Genomic DNA, 12,991 nt, shown 5'->3' on the forward strand with positions numbered 1-12,991 from the left:
AACGCACTCGATCCAACAGATGGGGGCATCCGGTTGGAGGTCAAGCGTCGGCTCCTAGGGCAAGCTGGCGTGAACTTGTTTCGAGGGCAGCCCTTGCGGGAAATGGGTGGCCTTCATAGAACCCGTGTCTCGGGTGGCCGGGGCCCGGAGGTGCTGCTGTCACTCTTGCCGCGGGGGTAACAAACTCTCCATTATCGTTGCACAAGTGAACTTAGTCAAATCGACTTGTACTTTCGGTCAGCGGGCCGGCTGGCTGAGCGACTTGCGCAGCTGCTCCAGGGTCTGGCGGCGGGTGATGAGGCGGCTGCAGACATCGGCGTAGCGGGCCCGTGCTGCGGGGTCCTGGGCCAGGCGGGCCGGGTCCGACGCCAGCAGGGCCGATTCGGCGCGCTCGGCGGCCATGTGCACTTCTTCGAGGGCGATGCGCAGTTCGGTGCGCTGCGCGGTGTCCGCACTGTCGGCCGGGATCGTTTCGTCCACCAGGCGGCGTGCCGCGGTGGCGAAGGCCTGGCCTTCGAGTGCCTCGCTGACGGCCGACCAGGGCTGCGGGTCGTTTTCCATCAGCTGCTGCTCGATCCAGCAGAACAGCGGGCCGTGCGGCGCCGGCAGGCCCATCAGCAGGTCGCGGTCGGCCGGCGGCAGCTCGTTCCACCACTGCATGTGCTCCAGCAGCAGCCGGGCCGCATGGTCTGCGTGGGTCGGTGGCGGCCGCTTGGGTGCGGTCATGCTCGGGTCGTCCGCGAACGGATCGCGCGGCTCCCAGCGGCCTTTCTCCCAGCGGCCACGCGGCTGCCACTCGCGCCGCGGGCGTCCCTTGCGCGCCTGCCATTCGGACGGGCCGCGGCCTCCCGAGGGGGCGCCGTGGTCGTCGTAGGCGCTGCTCGGCTCCGGCCAGTCGATGTCCTCGCCGGACGGGTAGGGGGTGTGGTCGTCAGGGCCGGCGCCGTCGTGCCGGGGCCGCGACCGCTCGGTCGCCTGTTGCCACAGCTCGGTCACATCCTGCGCCGTCATTTCGGCCCGTGCCGCGATGGCGCCGACCAGCTGGCGCTTCAGTGCCCCGTCGGGCAGCAGGTTCCACAGCGGCCGCGCGGCGGCCAGCATCTGGGAGCGGCCCTCCAGGGTGTCGAGGCGGCAGCCCTGGCTGGCGGCTTCGATGAGCTGGCGCGACAGCGGCACGGCCTGTTCCACCTGCTGCTCGAAAGCCTGCGGGCCGAACTCCCGCACGTAGGAGTCGGGGTCGTGCTCGGGAGGCAGGAAGAGGAAACGCACGCTGCGCGTGTCGTTGGCGTGCGGCAGGGCGGCTTCCAGCGCACGGCCGGCGGCCTTGCGGCCGGCCGCGTCGCCATCGAAGCTGAAGACCACCGAGTCGGTGAAGCGGAACAGCTTCTGCACGTGCTCGGCGGTACAGGCGGTGCCGAGCGTGGCCACGGCATTGGGAAAGCCGAGCTGGGCCAGGGCCACCACGTCCATGTAGCCCTCGACGACCAGCGCATAGCCCTTTTGACGCAAAGCGGTGCGCGCCTCGTGCAGCCCGTAGAGCTCCCGGCCCTTGATGAAGACCGGGGTCTCGGGCGAGTTGAGGTACTTGGGCTCGCCCTGGTCCAGCACGCGGCCGCCGAAGCCGATGACCTCGCCCTTGACGTTGCGGATGGGGAACATCACCCGATCACGGAAACGATCGTAGCGCTTGGCCTCCTCGGCCTCGCCCTGGACGATGACCAGGCCGGCTTCCTCCAGCAGCGGATCGTCGTAGCGCGGGAACACGCTGGCCAGCCCGCGCCAGCCTTCCGGCGCATAGCCAAGGCCGAAGCGCGCGGCAACTTCGCCGGTCAGGCCGCGCCGTTTCAGGTAGTCGACTGCCTTCTTGTTCGTCTTGAGCTGCTTGCGGTAGTGCTCGCTCGCTTTGCCCAGCACGTCGGTCAGCGTGTTCTGGCGCTCCCGGGCCTGCGCTGCCTGCGCGCGTTGCTCGGGCGTGCTGCGGCTGTCGTCGTCGGGCACCTCGATGCCCTGCTGCTGGGCCAGGTCCTTGATCGCCTCGATGAAGCCGAGGCCGGCCTGCTCCATCACGAAATCAATGGCGTTGCCGTGCACGCCGCAACCGAAGCAGTGATAGGTCTGGCGTGTCGGGCTGACGATGAAGCTCGGCGTCTTCTCGCCATGAAAGGGGCACAGGCCCTTGTAGTTGATGCCGGCCTTCTTGAGTTGCACGTAGCGGCCGACGATCTCGACGATGTCGGTCCGGGCCAGGAGGTCTTGTTTGAAGGCGGGAGGGATCACTTCGGCAGTCTACCCGCGCGGCGTCGCCCGATCGCACGGAGATCGGCTGGTCGTGCCCGGTCGCGCGGCCCTGTTTGTAGTCAAAGTACGTCTACTGTTGTTTCTCTTCTGTAGCCGATCGGCAGGGCTACGGGTTGTTACCAGGCGATGGGCGATGAGATGGCAGCCACAATGCGGCGCGTTGAAAGTACTGGAGCAACAGTGAAGAATGCCAGCAGCCGATCTGTAGTGAAACTACTCGTCGCCTTCGCCTTGTGTGGCAACGCCTGGGGGTGGGAGAAGGGGGCCTTGAAAGTCTGGGTCAATGCGGACAAGGGGTACGCGGGCTTGCAGAAGGTGGGAGAGGAGTACACCCGCAGGACCGGCGTGAAGGTGCAGGTGGAGCACTTCGACAATGCCGTGGACCGTTTCGAGGCGGCGATGAAGGCCGGCCAGCCGCAGGCGCTGCCGGACATCTGGATCTGGCCACACGACCGCCTGGGCGAATGGGTGGCTCGCGGCTGGCTGGCACCGGTGAAGCCGGCAGAGGCCATGCGCGCGGACATCGTGCAGGTGGCTTGGGACGGCTTCATGCTCGCTGGACAGACATGGGGCTACCCGCTGGCCATGGAGGCTGTGGCCCTGGTCTACAACGAAGCGCTGGTGCCGACGCCGCCCAAGACGTTCGAGGAAGTGCTGGCCCTGCAGGAGCGCCTGCAAGGCCAGGGCGTGCGGGCCATCGGGTGGGAGACGGGCAGCCCCTATTTCAGCTGGCCACTGATGGCGGCCGGTGGCGGCTATGTGTTCCAGCGCAAGCTGGACGGCAGCTACAACGCGCAGGACACCGGCATCAACCACGCGGGCGCCGTGCGCGGCGCCGAGTACCTGCAGCAGTTGATCCGTGCCGGCGTCATCCCCGCGAATGGCTTGAGCTATGCCGATGCGGAAGCCGACATGCGACGCGGCAAGCAAGCCATGTGGATCACCGGGCCGTGGGCCTGGGAAGGCCTGCGGGCGGCCAACGTGAAATTCTCGGTGGCGCCGTTGCCCACCCTGGCCGGCAAGCCGGCACGCCCCTTCGTCGGCGTGCTCGGCGCGATGCTGACTCCCACCCCCAACCGAGAGGCGGCGGTCGACTTCCTGGAGAATCACCTGTTGAAACCAGAGGGGCTCAGCCAGGTGAACGCGGCGCGGCCGCTGGGGGTGCCGGCATCCAAGCAGATGTTCTGGAAGCTGTACGCTGATCCGAAGATCCGCATTTCGATGGATGCGATCTACGCCGGCCGGCCGATGCCCAGCAACACCGAGATGACGTTCTTCTGGCAGCACCTGTCGGCCGCCTTGCGCGACATCAATGCCGGCAAGCCGGCCAAGGAGGCGCTGGACGCGGCTGCTGCCGCGGTGCGCAGCCAGCAGGGCGCGCCGCGCGCTGGCAGGCCCTGAGGCGGCGGCGCCTGCCGCGTCAATCACCCATCACGATGCCCTCGCGACGCGGGTCGGCGCCGCCGAACCAGCCGGTGGGGGTTCGCTGGATGGCTTGCAGGCCGCTGGTCATGGGCAACTCGCGGATCTCGTGACCGCGGGCCTTCAGGCCATCCAGCGTGGCGGCTGGGAAGCGCTTCTCCTCCAGCTGAGTGGGCCCGTTCTGCGAGCCGAAGTTGGGCAGGGCAATGGCTTGCTGCGCATTCAAGCCCCAGCCCAGCGTGCCCAGCAGCGTCTTGGCGGTGTAGTGGATGATCTGCGAGCCGCCCGGCGAGCCGGCGCTCATCACCAGGCGCCCGCTGTCCTTCTCGAACACCAGGGTCGGGCTCATGCTGGAGCGCGGGCGCTTGCCCGGCTGCACCCGGTTGGCGACCGGCTTGCCGGCGGCGTCGGTGGGGGTGAGCGAAAAGTCGGTCAGCTGGTTGTTGAGCAGGAAGCCGCGCACCATCTGGCGTGAGCCGAACTGGTCCTCGATGGTGGTGGTCATGGCCACCGCGCGGCCCTGCGCATCGACGATGGAGATGTGCGAGGTGCCGTGCTCCACCTGCTCGGGCTGCGCTGCCCAGCTCAGCTGGGCACCGCCAGGCCGGCCCGGCTGCGCGGTCTTCATGGATTGAGGGCCCACCAGTGCGGCACGCTGGCGAAGGTAGGCCGGATCGATCAGGCTGCGCCAGTCGCCCGCGGGCGCGGGGACGAAATCAGGGTCGGCAACATATTGCGCGCGGTCGGCGAAGGCCAGGCGGGCCGCCTCGGTGTAGGCATGCAGCAGCTCGACGCTGGGGACGTCCCCGTCCAGCGGCCGGGCCACCGGCGGCAAATGCTCCATCACGCCAAGGATCTGGGCGATGGCCAGGTGGCCGGAGGACGGCGGCGGAAAGCCGCACAGCCGCCAGCGCTGCCAGTCCGAGCACAGGGCCTCGCGCTTCTTCGGTTGGTAGCCGGCCAGGTCCTGTTCGGTCAAGCGACCCGGGTTGACCGGGTGCCCCTGGACCTTGGCCGCGATGTCGCGCGCCACCGGTCCCTGGTAGAAGGCGTCGGCACCTCGCTCGGCCACCGCGCGCAGCACCTCGGCCAGGGCCGGATTGCGCACGATCATGCCAACGTCGCGGGGATCGCCGTCGGGCTTGTAGAAGTAGCGGGCGGCAGCTTCGTCCTTCTTCAGGTGCTGCTCGGCCTTCAACAGGCTGTACAGGCGGGGGCTGACCTGGAAGCCGCCTTCGGCCAGCTGGATGGCTGGCTGGAACAGCTGCGCCCAGGGCAGCTTGCCGTGCTCGCGGTGCGCCAGTTCCAGCATGCGCAGCACCCCCGGGGTGGCGACCGAGCGGCCGCCGACCACGGCCTCGTGGAAGGGCAGGGCCTTGCCGTCGGCGCCCAGGAACAGCTTTTCGTCAGCCGCTGCAGGGGCGGTTTCGCGGCCGTCGTAGGCCTCGACCTGGCGGCCGTCGTAGTGCAGCAGGAAGGCGCCGCCGCCGATGCCGCTGGATTGGGGCTCCACCAGGGTCAGCACCATCTGCACCGCAATGGCCGCGTCAATGGCGGTGCCGCCGGCCTGGAGCACCTGGCGCCCGGCATCGGTGGCCAGCGGGTTGGCTGCTGCCACCGCATAGCTGCGGGTCGACCAGCCGGGCTTGTCGACGTAGCCCGAGGCGGCCTCGGGCTGGTCGGGCGCGGTGTACTGGAAGGGGCGCGGTGCAATGGCGCAGCCGGCCGCGAGCAGGGCGGCCGCCAGGGAGGCGAGCGACAGGCGCAGCTTCATGGAGATCCTCGGTTGTGGTCTCAAGCCACGTCGCCACAGCGGCGGCGGCGACGCACGGGCCCTGGCGCCTCGATCCTGCCCACCGTGGCGGTGGGCCGGTCGCACCGGGCTCGCGGCATCATATAAGAGGCCGGCGCGCCGGGCACGCCGGCCGCTGGCGAGCGCTTGCCTACCGGCGTGGCCGGCGCGCCGGCGGCCTCAGCGCGGCGCCAGGCGGATGGCGCCGTCGAGGCGAATCACCTCGCCGTTGAGCATCTCGTTGGTGACGATGTGCTGCACCAGCTTGGCGTAGTCCTCCGGCCGGCCGAGGCGGGATGGGAAGGGCACCGAGGCGGCCAGCGCATCCTGCACTTCCTGTGGCATGCCGAACAGCATGGGCGTGCCGAAGATGCCGGGCGCAATGGTCATGTTGCGGATGCCATTGCGCGCCAGGTCACGGGCAATGGGCAGCGTCATGCCGACCACGCCGCCCTTGGACGCCGCGTAGGCGGCCTGGCCGATCTGCCCGTCGTAGGCCGCCACCGAAGCGGTGGAGATCAGCACGCCGCGCTCGCCGGTCGCCTCCGGCTCGTTGCGGCTCATGGCCTCGGCGGCCAGCCGGATCATGTTGAAGCTGCCGACCAGGTTGACGTTGATCACCTTGCTGAAGAGGGCGAGGGCATGCGCGCCGTCCTTGCCGACGGTCTTGGCTGCCGGGGCGATGCCGGCGCAGTTGACCAGGCCTGCCAGCTTGCCGAGCGAGGTGGCGCGTGCCACCACGGCCCGGCCGTCGTCCTCGCTCGACACATCGCAGCGCACGAAGGCGCCGCCCAGCTCGCGGGCGAGCGCCTCGCCCTTGTCGGCCTGCAGGTCGGCGATCACGACCTGGCCGCCCTCGCGGGCGAACATGCGTGCCGTGCCTTCGCCGAGGCCCGAGGCGCCGCCGGTGACGATGAAGACCTTGCCCTGAATGTCCATGTCGAACTCCGTTTCTATTGACGTTGACGTAAACGTCAATTGTGGCCGATCCCGGGCGGTTGCGGCATCCGCCTGGGGCAGCGGTTTCCCCGAGGGCGCGAGCCGCGGCGGGCGAACCGAGTGTCGGCCTCGGTTGCTTCGCGGTGGCCTGCAGGCTTTGCCCACTTCCGCTACGCTAGGCGTTGTTCACATGAATGATCCGCGCGCCGCCGCTGCGCTTCGGCCAGCAGTGATCGCCTTCCGGGCGTCGTATCCGGGCCATTCGCGTGAGCCGTCCAGGCCGCCTTGCCCGGCCACGCGGGCCTGCGCTCACCCTTGCGCAGACGCCCGCCCCGCCCTCGTCTCCTTACCCCCCGACGGAGCCCCGATCGTGTTCAGCGCTTTCGAGAAGATGGTGCATCCCTATCCCGATGCACCGCCACAAACGCCGCCGAAGGCCTTCTTTGCATTCATCTGGGCCTGCACCCGCGGCATGCGGCCCTTCCTGTTCGGCATGACTTTGCTGACGGCGGCGATCGGCGCGTTCGAAGCCTTGCTGTTCAGCATGATGGGCCGCATCGTCGACTGGCTGGCCGCGGTCGAGCCGGCCCGGCTGTGGGCGCAGGAGGGCGACACGCTGCTGCTGCTGGGTGGCGTGCTGACCCTGAGCACCGTGCTGGTGGCGCTGCAGTCGCTGCTGAAGCAGCAGGCGCTGGCGGGCAACTTCCCGATGCGCCTGCGCTGGGACTTCCACCGGCTGATGCTGACGCAGAGCATGTCCTTCTACCAGGACGAGTTCGCGGGCCGCGTGGCGACCAAGGTGATGCAGACGGCACTGGCGGTCCGTGACACCTGGATGGTGTTCGCCGAGCTGCTGGTCTTCGTCATCATCTACTTCGTCACGCTGCTGGCGGTGCTTGGCGGCTTCCAGGCCTGGCTGCTGCTGCCCTTCGTCGCCTGGCTGGGGCTGTATGTGGTGGCCTTGCGCTACTTCGTGCCGCGCCTCGGGCGGGTGGCCAAGGAGCAGGCGGACGCCCGCTCGCTGATGACCGGTCGTGTGACCGACGCCTACACCAACATCGCCACCGTCAAGCTGTTTTCTCATGCCGGGCGCGAAGCGGCCTATGCCCGCAGCGCGATGCAGGAATTCATGGTGACGGTGCACGGCCAGATGCGGCTTGTCACCGGGTTCGAGATCGTCAACCACCTGCTGACCGTCGGACTGGTGATGTCCACCACCGGTGTCGCGCTGTGGGCCTGGGCGAGCGGCGCTGCGGGCATCGGCGCGGTGGCGGCGGCCACCGCGATGGCGCTGCGGCTGAACGGCATCTCGCATTGGGTCATGTGGGAGATGGCCTCGCTGTTCGAGTACATCGGCACCGTGGAAGACGGCATCACCACGCTGTCGCGGCCGCACGCGGTGCTGGACCGGCCCGACGCCCAGCCGCTGCAGGTCACGCGCGGCGAGGTGCGTTTCGAGAACGTCAGTTTTGCCTATGGCGGCGAGAAGCCGGTCATCGATCACCTCAACCTGCACATCCGTCCCGGCGAGAAGATCGGCCTGGTGGGCCGCTCCGGCGCCGGCAAGAGCACGGTCATCAACCTGCTGCTGCGCTTCTACGACGTGGAGGGCGGCCGCATCCTGGTGGACGGGCAGGACATCGCGGCGGTGACCCAGGAAAGCCTGCGCACGCAGATCGGCATGGTCACGCAGGACACCTCGCTGCTGCACCGGTCGGTGCGGGACAACCTGCTCTACGGCCGGCCCGACGCGACCGACGCCCAGATGATCGCGGCTGCCAAGCGTGCCGAGGCGCATGACTTCATCCAGGCGCTGCGCGACCCGAAGGACCGCACCGGCTACGACGCGCACGTGGGTGAGCGCGGTGTCAAGCTGTCCGGCGGGCAGAGGCAGCGCATCGCCATCGCCCGGGTGATGCTGAAGGACGCGCCCATCCTGCTGCTCGACGAAGCCACCAGTGCGCTGGACTCCGAAGTCGAAGCGGCCATCCAGTCCAGCCTCTACCAGCTGATGGAGGGCAAGACGGTCGTCGCCATCGCGCACCGCCTGTCCACCATTGCCGCCATGGACCGCCTCATCGTGCTCGACCAGGGGCGCATCGTCGAGCAGGGCGACCATCGCACCCTGCTGGCGCAGGGGGGCCTCTATGCCCGCCTGTGGGCACACCAGAGCGGCGGCTTCCTGGGCGAGAACGACGAGGACGCGCCGCCGGCGGCGCCTGCCGCGAGGCACCGCGAACCGGTGCCGGCCAGCGCCGAGTGAGTCCGGCGGCCGGCGGGCATGAAGTAATTGACACCCAAATACTTCAGTCCTAAATTAATTGGCATCGCACGCCAGCCGGGCGGCGGGACGGGGCCACGGCCGCCGCCTGCTGCCCAGCCGGTGACCAGGCCGGCGCATCCACCACCAGGTGGCTGTCCGGCGCTGCCGGCACGCCACCCGCAGGCGCGCGCCGGCCGGACGGGGACGGCACGATGCACCAAAGCGCTCACCTCGACAGCTTCGCCCGGGAGCGCCTGCCCGCGCCGTCATTGCAGCCGGCCTTCCGGTTCGAGCTGCCGGAGCTGCAGTTCGGCGCGCGCCTGAACTGCGCCACCGAGTTGCTCGACCGTTGGGTGGCGCAAGGGCAGGGCAGCCGCCTCTGCCTGCAGGGCAATGGCGAGCGCTGGACCTACGCCCGCCTGCAGGAGCAGGCCAACCGCATCGCCCGCGTGCTGGTGCAGGACATGGGCCTGGTCCCCGGCAACCGGGTCTTGCTGCGTGCCTGGAACGAGCCGATGCTGGCTGCGTGCTGGTTTGCGGTGATGAAGGCCGGCGGCATCGCGGTCACGACCATGCCGCTGCTGCGCGCGAAGGAACTGGGCCAGATCATCGCCAAGGCGCAGGTGAGCCACGCCTTGTGCGATGCCGGGCTGCTCGAAGAGCTGCAGCAGGCCGGTGCCAGCCAGCCGGCGCTGCGCGAGCTGAGCTGCTTCCATGATGCAGGCCCCCGGTCGCTCGAGCACCGCATGGCCCGCCACCCTGCTGACTTCACCAATGTCGACACCGCGGCCGACGACGTGTGCCTGCTGGCCTTCACCTCGGGCACCACTGGCCTGCCCAAGGCCACCATGCACTTCCACCGGGACGTGATGGCCGTCTGCGCCTGCTGGCCGCGCCATGTGCTGCGGGCCACCGCGGAGGATGTCTTCATCGGCAGTCCGCCGCTGGCCTTCACCTTCGGCCTCGGTGGGCTGCTGCTGTTTCCGATGCACATCGGCGCCTCGTCGGTGCTCCTGCCGCGAGCCAGTCCGCCGCAGTTGCTGGATGCGGTGCAGGGCTACCAGGCCAGCGTGCTGTTCACTGCCCCGACCTGCTATCGCGCCATGGCGGCCGAGGCGGCCCGGCGCCGGCTGGGTGCTCCGCAGGGCGGGCCCTTGCGCTTGTGCGTCTCGGCCGGCGAGGCGCTGCCGCCGGCCACCCGCGGGCTGTGGAAGCAGGCCACCGGCGTGGAGCTGATCGACGGCATCGGCGCCACCGAGTTGCTGCACATCTTCATTTCCGCAGATCCGGACCGTGCCCGCCCCGGTGCGACCGGCACGGTGGTGCCCGGCTACCGTGCCTGTGTGATGGATGAACACGGGCGTCCGACGCCGCCCGGCGTGGTGGGCCGGCTGGCGGTGCAGGGGCCGACCGGCTGTCGCTATCTGGACGACGAAGCGCGTCAGCGCCAGTATGTGCAGGACGGCTGGAACTACACCGGCGATGCCTACCTCCTCGACGCGGATGGCTACTACCACCACCAGGCGCGCACCGACGACCTGATCGTCTCGGCCGGCTACAACATCGGTGCGCCGGAGGTGGAGGAGGCCTTGCTGGCGCACGAGGCGGTGGCCGAATGCGCGGTGATCGGCGTTCCGGATCCTGATCGTGGCCAGCGGGTGAAAGCCTTTGTGGTGCTGCGTGAGGGCTGGGCGCCGTCCGAGGCGCTGATTGGCCTCCTGCAGGATTTTGTCAAGGCGAGCATCGCGCCCTATAAATACCCGCGCACCATCGAGTTCCTGCCCGCGCTGCCACGCACCGAAACCGGCAAGCTGCAGCGCTACAAGCTGCGCGAGCCGCGCCCCTGAGATGCCTGATGTACCACCGTGCCGGCGATACTGTGGCCTATCGCCAGGCGGCGGTCGTATCGATCCCGCCGCGGCACAACAGCAGGGGAGCTTATGTCTGTGTTCGAGAAGAAGCCGGTCTGGCCGGCGCCGCGGCATGCCTTCGAGCGCGAGATCACCGTGCGCTTCTCGCATTGCGATCCGGCCGGCATCGTCTTCTTTCCGCAGTACTTCGTGATGCTCAACCAGCTGGTGGAAGACTGGTTCACCGAGGAACTGGGCATTCGCTACGCCGAACTGCTGGGCCCGCGCCGCATCGGCTTGCCGACCGTGAGCCTGAGCAGCGACTTCACCGCCCCCAGCCGCATGGGCGACCGGGTGGCCCTGGGCCTGTCGGTGCTGCGCATCGGTGGCGGCTCGCTGACCCTGGAGCTGGGCTGCCGGTGCGACGACGAGCCGCGCATGCGCGCGCGCCAGGTCCTGGTGACCACATCGCTCGAGACCATGCGCGCGGTGGCGCTGCCGGACGATGTGCGGGCCGCGTTCGAGCGCTTCGAGCAGGCGCAGCGCGAGCGGGCCTGAATGCAAACGGCCGCCCGAAGGCGGCCGCGAGACAGGGCTGCTGCTGGCAGCCGGGGTCAGCCGAGCGCCGCCAGCGCGCGAGCGGTGATTTCCTCGACGCTGCCGGTGCCGCTGATCTTGCGGTATTGCGGTGCGTCCGGCGCGCCGCTGGCGGCCCACTGGGAGTAGTAGTCGACCAGCGGGCGGGTCTGGCTCTCGTAGACGTCGAGACGCTTCAGCACAGTGGCTTCCTTGTCGTCCTCGCGCTGGATCAGGTCTTCGCCGGTCACGTCATCCTTGCCTTCGACCTTCGGCGGATTGAACTTGACGTGGTAGGTGCGGCCCGAAGCCACATGCACCCGGCGGCCGCTCATGCGCTCGACGATCGCGGCATGCGGCACGTCGATCTCGAGCACGTAGTCGAGCTTGACGCCGGCCGCCTTCATGGCGTCGGCCTGAGGGATGGTGCGGGGGAAGCCGTCGAACAGGAAGCCGCGGGCGCAGTCCGGCTGGGCGATGCGTTCCTTGACCAGGCCGATGATGATGTCGTCGCTCACCAGACCACCGGCATCCATCACCTTCTTCGCCTCGACACCCAGCGGAGTGCCGGCCTTCACCGCAGCCCGCAGCATGTCGCCCGTCGAGATTTGCGGAATGCCGAACTTCTGGCAGATGTAGGCGGCTTGCGTGCCTTTGCCGGCGCCGGGCGCGCCCAACAGAATCAATCGCATGGGATCCTCTTATCGATGGTGAGCGGCAGGGTCGCTGGGCGGGCTGGCCGCACGAGGACGCCCTGCGTCTGATTGGGGGCGAGGATACCATGCAGTACCCCCGCCAGCGCTTACGCCCGCAGGGATTCGTAGTGCGCTCGCACCTTTGCCAGGTCCTCCGGCGTATCGACGCCGGGGCCCGGCCGGATGTCGGTGACATGCACTGCGATGCGTTCGCCATGCCACAGCACGCGCAGCTGTTCCAGCGATTCGACGTTTTCGAGCGGGCTCTGCGACAGCGTCGGAAAACGCCGCAGGAAGCCCGCGTGGTAGCCGTAGATGCCGATGTGCCGCAGCGGCGCCGGCGTGCTCAGCGCGCTCACGCCGTCGCGATAGCCGTCGCGCCACCACGGCAGCGGGGCGCGCGAGAAGTACAGGGCGCGGCTGCTTGCGTCGCACACCACCTTGACGACATTCGTGCTGGTGAACTCGGCGATGTTGTCGATGGCGTGCGCGGCGGTGCTCATCACGCAGCCGATGCAGCGGCCCAGCACCTCGGCGCAGGCATCGATCAGCGCCGGCTCGATCAGTGGCTCGTCGCCCTGCACATTGACCACCACGTCGCCGCCGTCCAGGCCCAGCTGTTCGCAGGCCTCGGCCAGGCGGTCGCTCCCGGTTGCGTGGTCGGTGCGCGTCAGCACCACATCCACCTGGTGAGCCCGGCAGGCCTCGACAATGCTGGCATCGTCGGCGGCCACCACCACCCGCTCGGCGCGGCTCTTGCGTGCCTGCTGGGCGACACGCACCACCATCGGCAGGCCGCCGAGGTCGGCCAGCGGCTTGTTCGGCAGACGGGTCGAGGCCAGGCGGGCAGGAATCAGGACGGTAAAGCTCATCGGGCAATCTCCGCGCGGTGGAAGGTGGCCATCGGCTCGCCTGGCAAGGGACGGGGGGCGCTCATGCCGCCGCCCCGCCCACCGAGGGCATCGGCGCCACGGTGGCCGAGGGAGCCGGTTCCGGGTCGCGCGCTTCGCTCTCGAGCATCACCGGGATGCCGTCGCGCACCGGGTAGGCCAGCTGATCGGCGCGGCAGATCAGCTCGCGGGCCGGGCGGTCGTGTTCCAGCGGGCCCTTGCAGACCGGGCAGACCAGCAGTTCAAGCAAGCGGGTGTCCATGTTC

General features: G+C 69.2%; 10 protein-coding genes. 4 read left to right on the top strand and 6 right to left on the bottom strand.

What is annotated here, in order from left to right; genetic code table 11:
* Positions 1-237: 237 nt before the first annotated feature.
* On the bottom strand, positions 238-2,277 hold the full coding sequence (gene dnaG, locus N7L95_RS24135; protein ID WP_301257782.1) for a DNA primase: 2,040 nt from the start codon (positions 2,275-2,277) through the stop codon (positions 238-240).
* 228 nt (positions 2,278-2,505) lie between these two features.
* Between dnaG and malE the strand changes: the two genes are divergently transcribed.
* The gene (gene malE, locus N7L95_RS24140) at positions 2,506-3,699 is read left to right on the top strand and encodes a maltose/maltodextrin ABC transporter substrate-binding protein MalE (RefSeq protein ID WP_301257783.1); all 1,194 of its coding nucleotides are present in this window, start codon (positions 2,506-2,508) and stop codon (positions 3,697-3,699) included.
* A gap of 19 nt (positions 3,700-3,718) precedes the next feature.
* Here malE and ggt read toward each other — a convergent pair whose 3' ends face one another.
* Both ggt and N7L95_RS24150 read right to left on the bottom strand, forming a co-directional pair.
* Positions 3,719-5,494, bottom strand: a complete 1,776-nt coding sequence (ggt, locus tag N7L95_RS24145; RefSeq protein WP_301257784.1) for a gamma-glutamyltransferase — start codon at positions 5,492-5,494, stop codon at positions 3,719-3,721.
* 198 nt (positions 5,495-5,692) lie between these two features.
* Positions 5,693-6,451, bottom strand: a complete 759-nt coding sequence (locus N7L95_RS24150; protein WP_301257785.1) for a 3-hydroxyacyl-CoA dehydrogenase — start codon at positions 6,449-6,451, stop codon at positions 5,693-5,695.
* Positions 6,452-6,821: 370 nt separating this feature from the next.
* Between N7L95_RS24150 and N7L95_RS24155 the strand changes: the two genes are divergently transcribed.
* The 3 genes from N7L95_RS24155 to N7L95_RS24165 all read left to right on the top strand — a co-directional run bounded on the left by N7L95_RS24155 (position 6,822) and on the right by N7L95_RS24165 (position 11,122).
* Positions 6,822-8,714: an ABC transporter ATP-binding protein gene (locus tag N7L95_RS24155; protein WP_301257786.1), complete on the top strand. Its 1,893-nt coding sequence runs from the start codon at positions 6,822-6,824 to the stop codon at positions 8,712-8,714.
* A 212-nt stretch (positions 8,715-8,926) separates the two neighbouring features.
* Positions 8,927-10,561, top strand: coding sequence for an AMP-binding protein (locus N7L95_RS24160; RefSeq protein ID WP_301257787.1), 1,635 nt, complete (start codon positions 8,927-8,929; stop codon positions 10,559-10,561).
* A 93-nt stretch (positions 10,562-10,654) separates the two neighbouring features.
* Positions 10,655-11,122 carry an acyl-CoA thioesterase gene (locus N7L95_RS24165; protein WP_301257788.1) on the top strand — a complete coding sequence of 156 codons (468 nt, stop codon included), beginning with the start codon at positions 10,655-10,657 and terminating at the stop codon, positions 11,120-11,122.
* A gap of 56 nt (positions 11,123-11,178) precedes the next feature.
* Here the strand turns inward: N7L95_RS24165 and adk are convergent, their stop codons facing one another.
* The 3 genes from adk to N7L95_RS24180 form a co-directional block, all read right to left on the bottom strand.
* Positions 11,179-11,832, bottom strand: a complete 654-nt coding sequence (gene adk, locus N7L95_RS24170) for an adenylate kinase (protein WP_301257789.1) — start codon at positions 11,830-11,832, stop codon at positions 11,179-11,181.
* Positions 11,833-11,942: 110 nt separating this feature from the next.
* Entirely contained in the window at positions 11,943-12,707 is a 765-nt protein-coding gene (kdsB, locus tag N7L95_RS24175) for a 3-deoxy-manno-octulosonate cytidylyltransferase (protein WP_301257790.1), read from the bottom strand.
* A gap of 61 nt (positions 12,708-12,768) precedes the next feature.
* On the bottom strand, positions 12,769-12,987 hold the full coding sequence (locus N7L95_RS24180) for a Trm112 family protein (RefSeq protein ID WP_301257791.1): 219 nt from the start codon (positions 12,985-12,987) through the stop codon (positions 12,769-12,771).
* Positions 12,988-12,991 lie beyond the last annotated feature (4 nt).

This window comes from Eleftheria terrae, from assembly GCF_030419005.1.
Taxonomy (GTDB): domain Bacteria; phylum Pseudomonadota; class Gammaproteobacteria; order Burkholderiales; family Burkholderiaceae_C; genus Caldimonas; species Caldimonas terrae.

What these genes read in the sequence shown, in the direction of transcription:
- ggt (WP_301257784.1), bottom strand. Translation starts at nt 5,494, where the DNA reads ATGAAGCTGCGCCTGTCGCTCGCCTCCCTGGCGGCCGCCCTGCTCGCG.
- N7L95_RS24150 (WP_301257785.1), bottom strand. Translation starts at nt 6,451, where the DNA reads ATGGACATTCAGGGCAAGGTCTTCATCGTCACCGGCGGCGCCTCGGGC.
- N7L95_RS24160 (WP_301257787.1), top strand. Translation starts at nt 8,927, where the DNA reads ATGCACCAAAGCGCTCACCTCGACAGCTTCGCCCGGGAGCGCCTGCCC.
- N7L95_RS24165 (WP_301257788.1), top strand. Translation starts at nt 10,655, where the DNA reads ATGTCTGTGTTCGAGAAGAAGCCGGTCTGGCCGGCGCCGCGGCATGCC.
- adk (WP_301257789.1), bottom strand. Translation starts at nt 11,832, where the DNA reads ATGCGATTGATTCTGTTGGGCGCGCCCGGCGCCGGCAAAGGCACGCAA.
- kdsB (WP_301257790.1), bottom strand. Translation starts at nt 12,707, where the DNA reads ATGAGCTTTACCGTCCTGATTCCTGCCCGCCTGGCCTCGACCCGTCTG.
- N7L95_RS24180 (WP_301257791.1), bottom strand. Translation starts at nt 12,987, where the DNA reads ATGGACACCCGCTTGCTTGAACTGCTGGTCTGCCCGGTCTGCAAGGGC.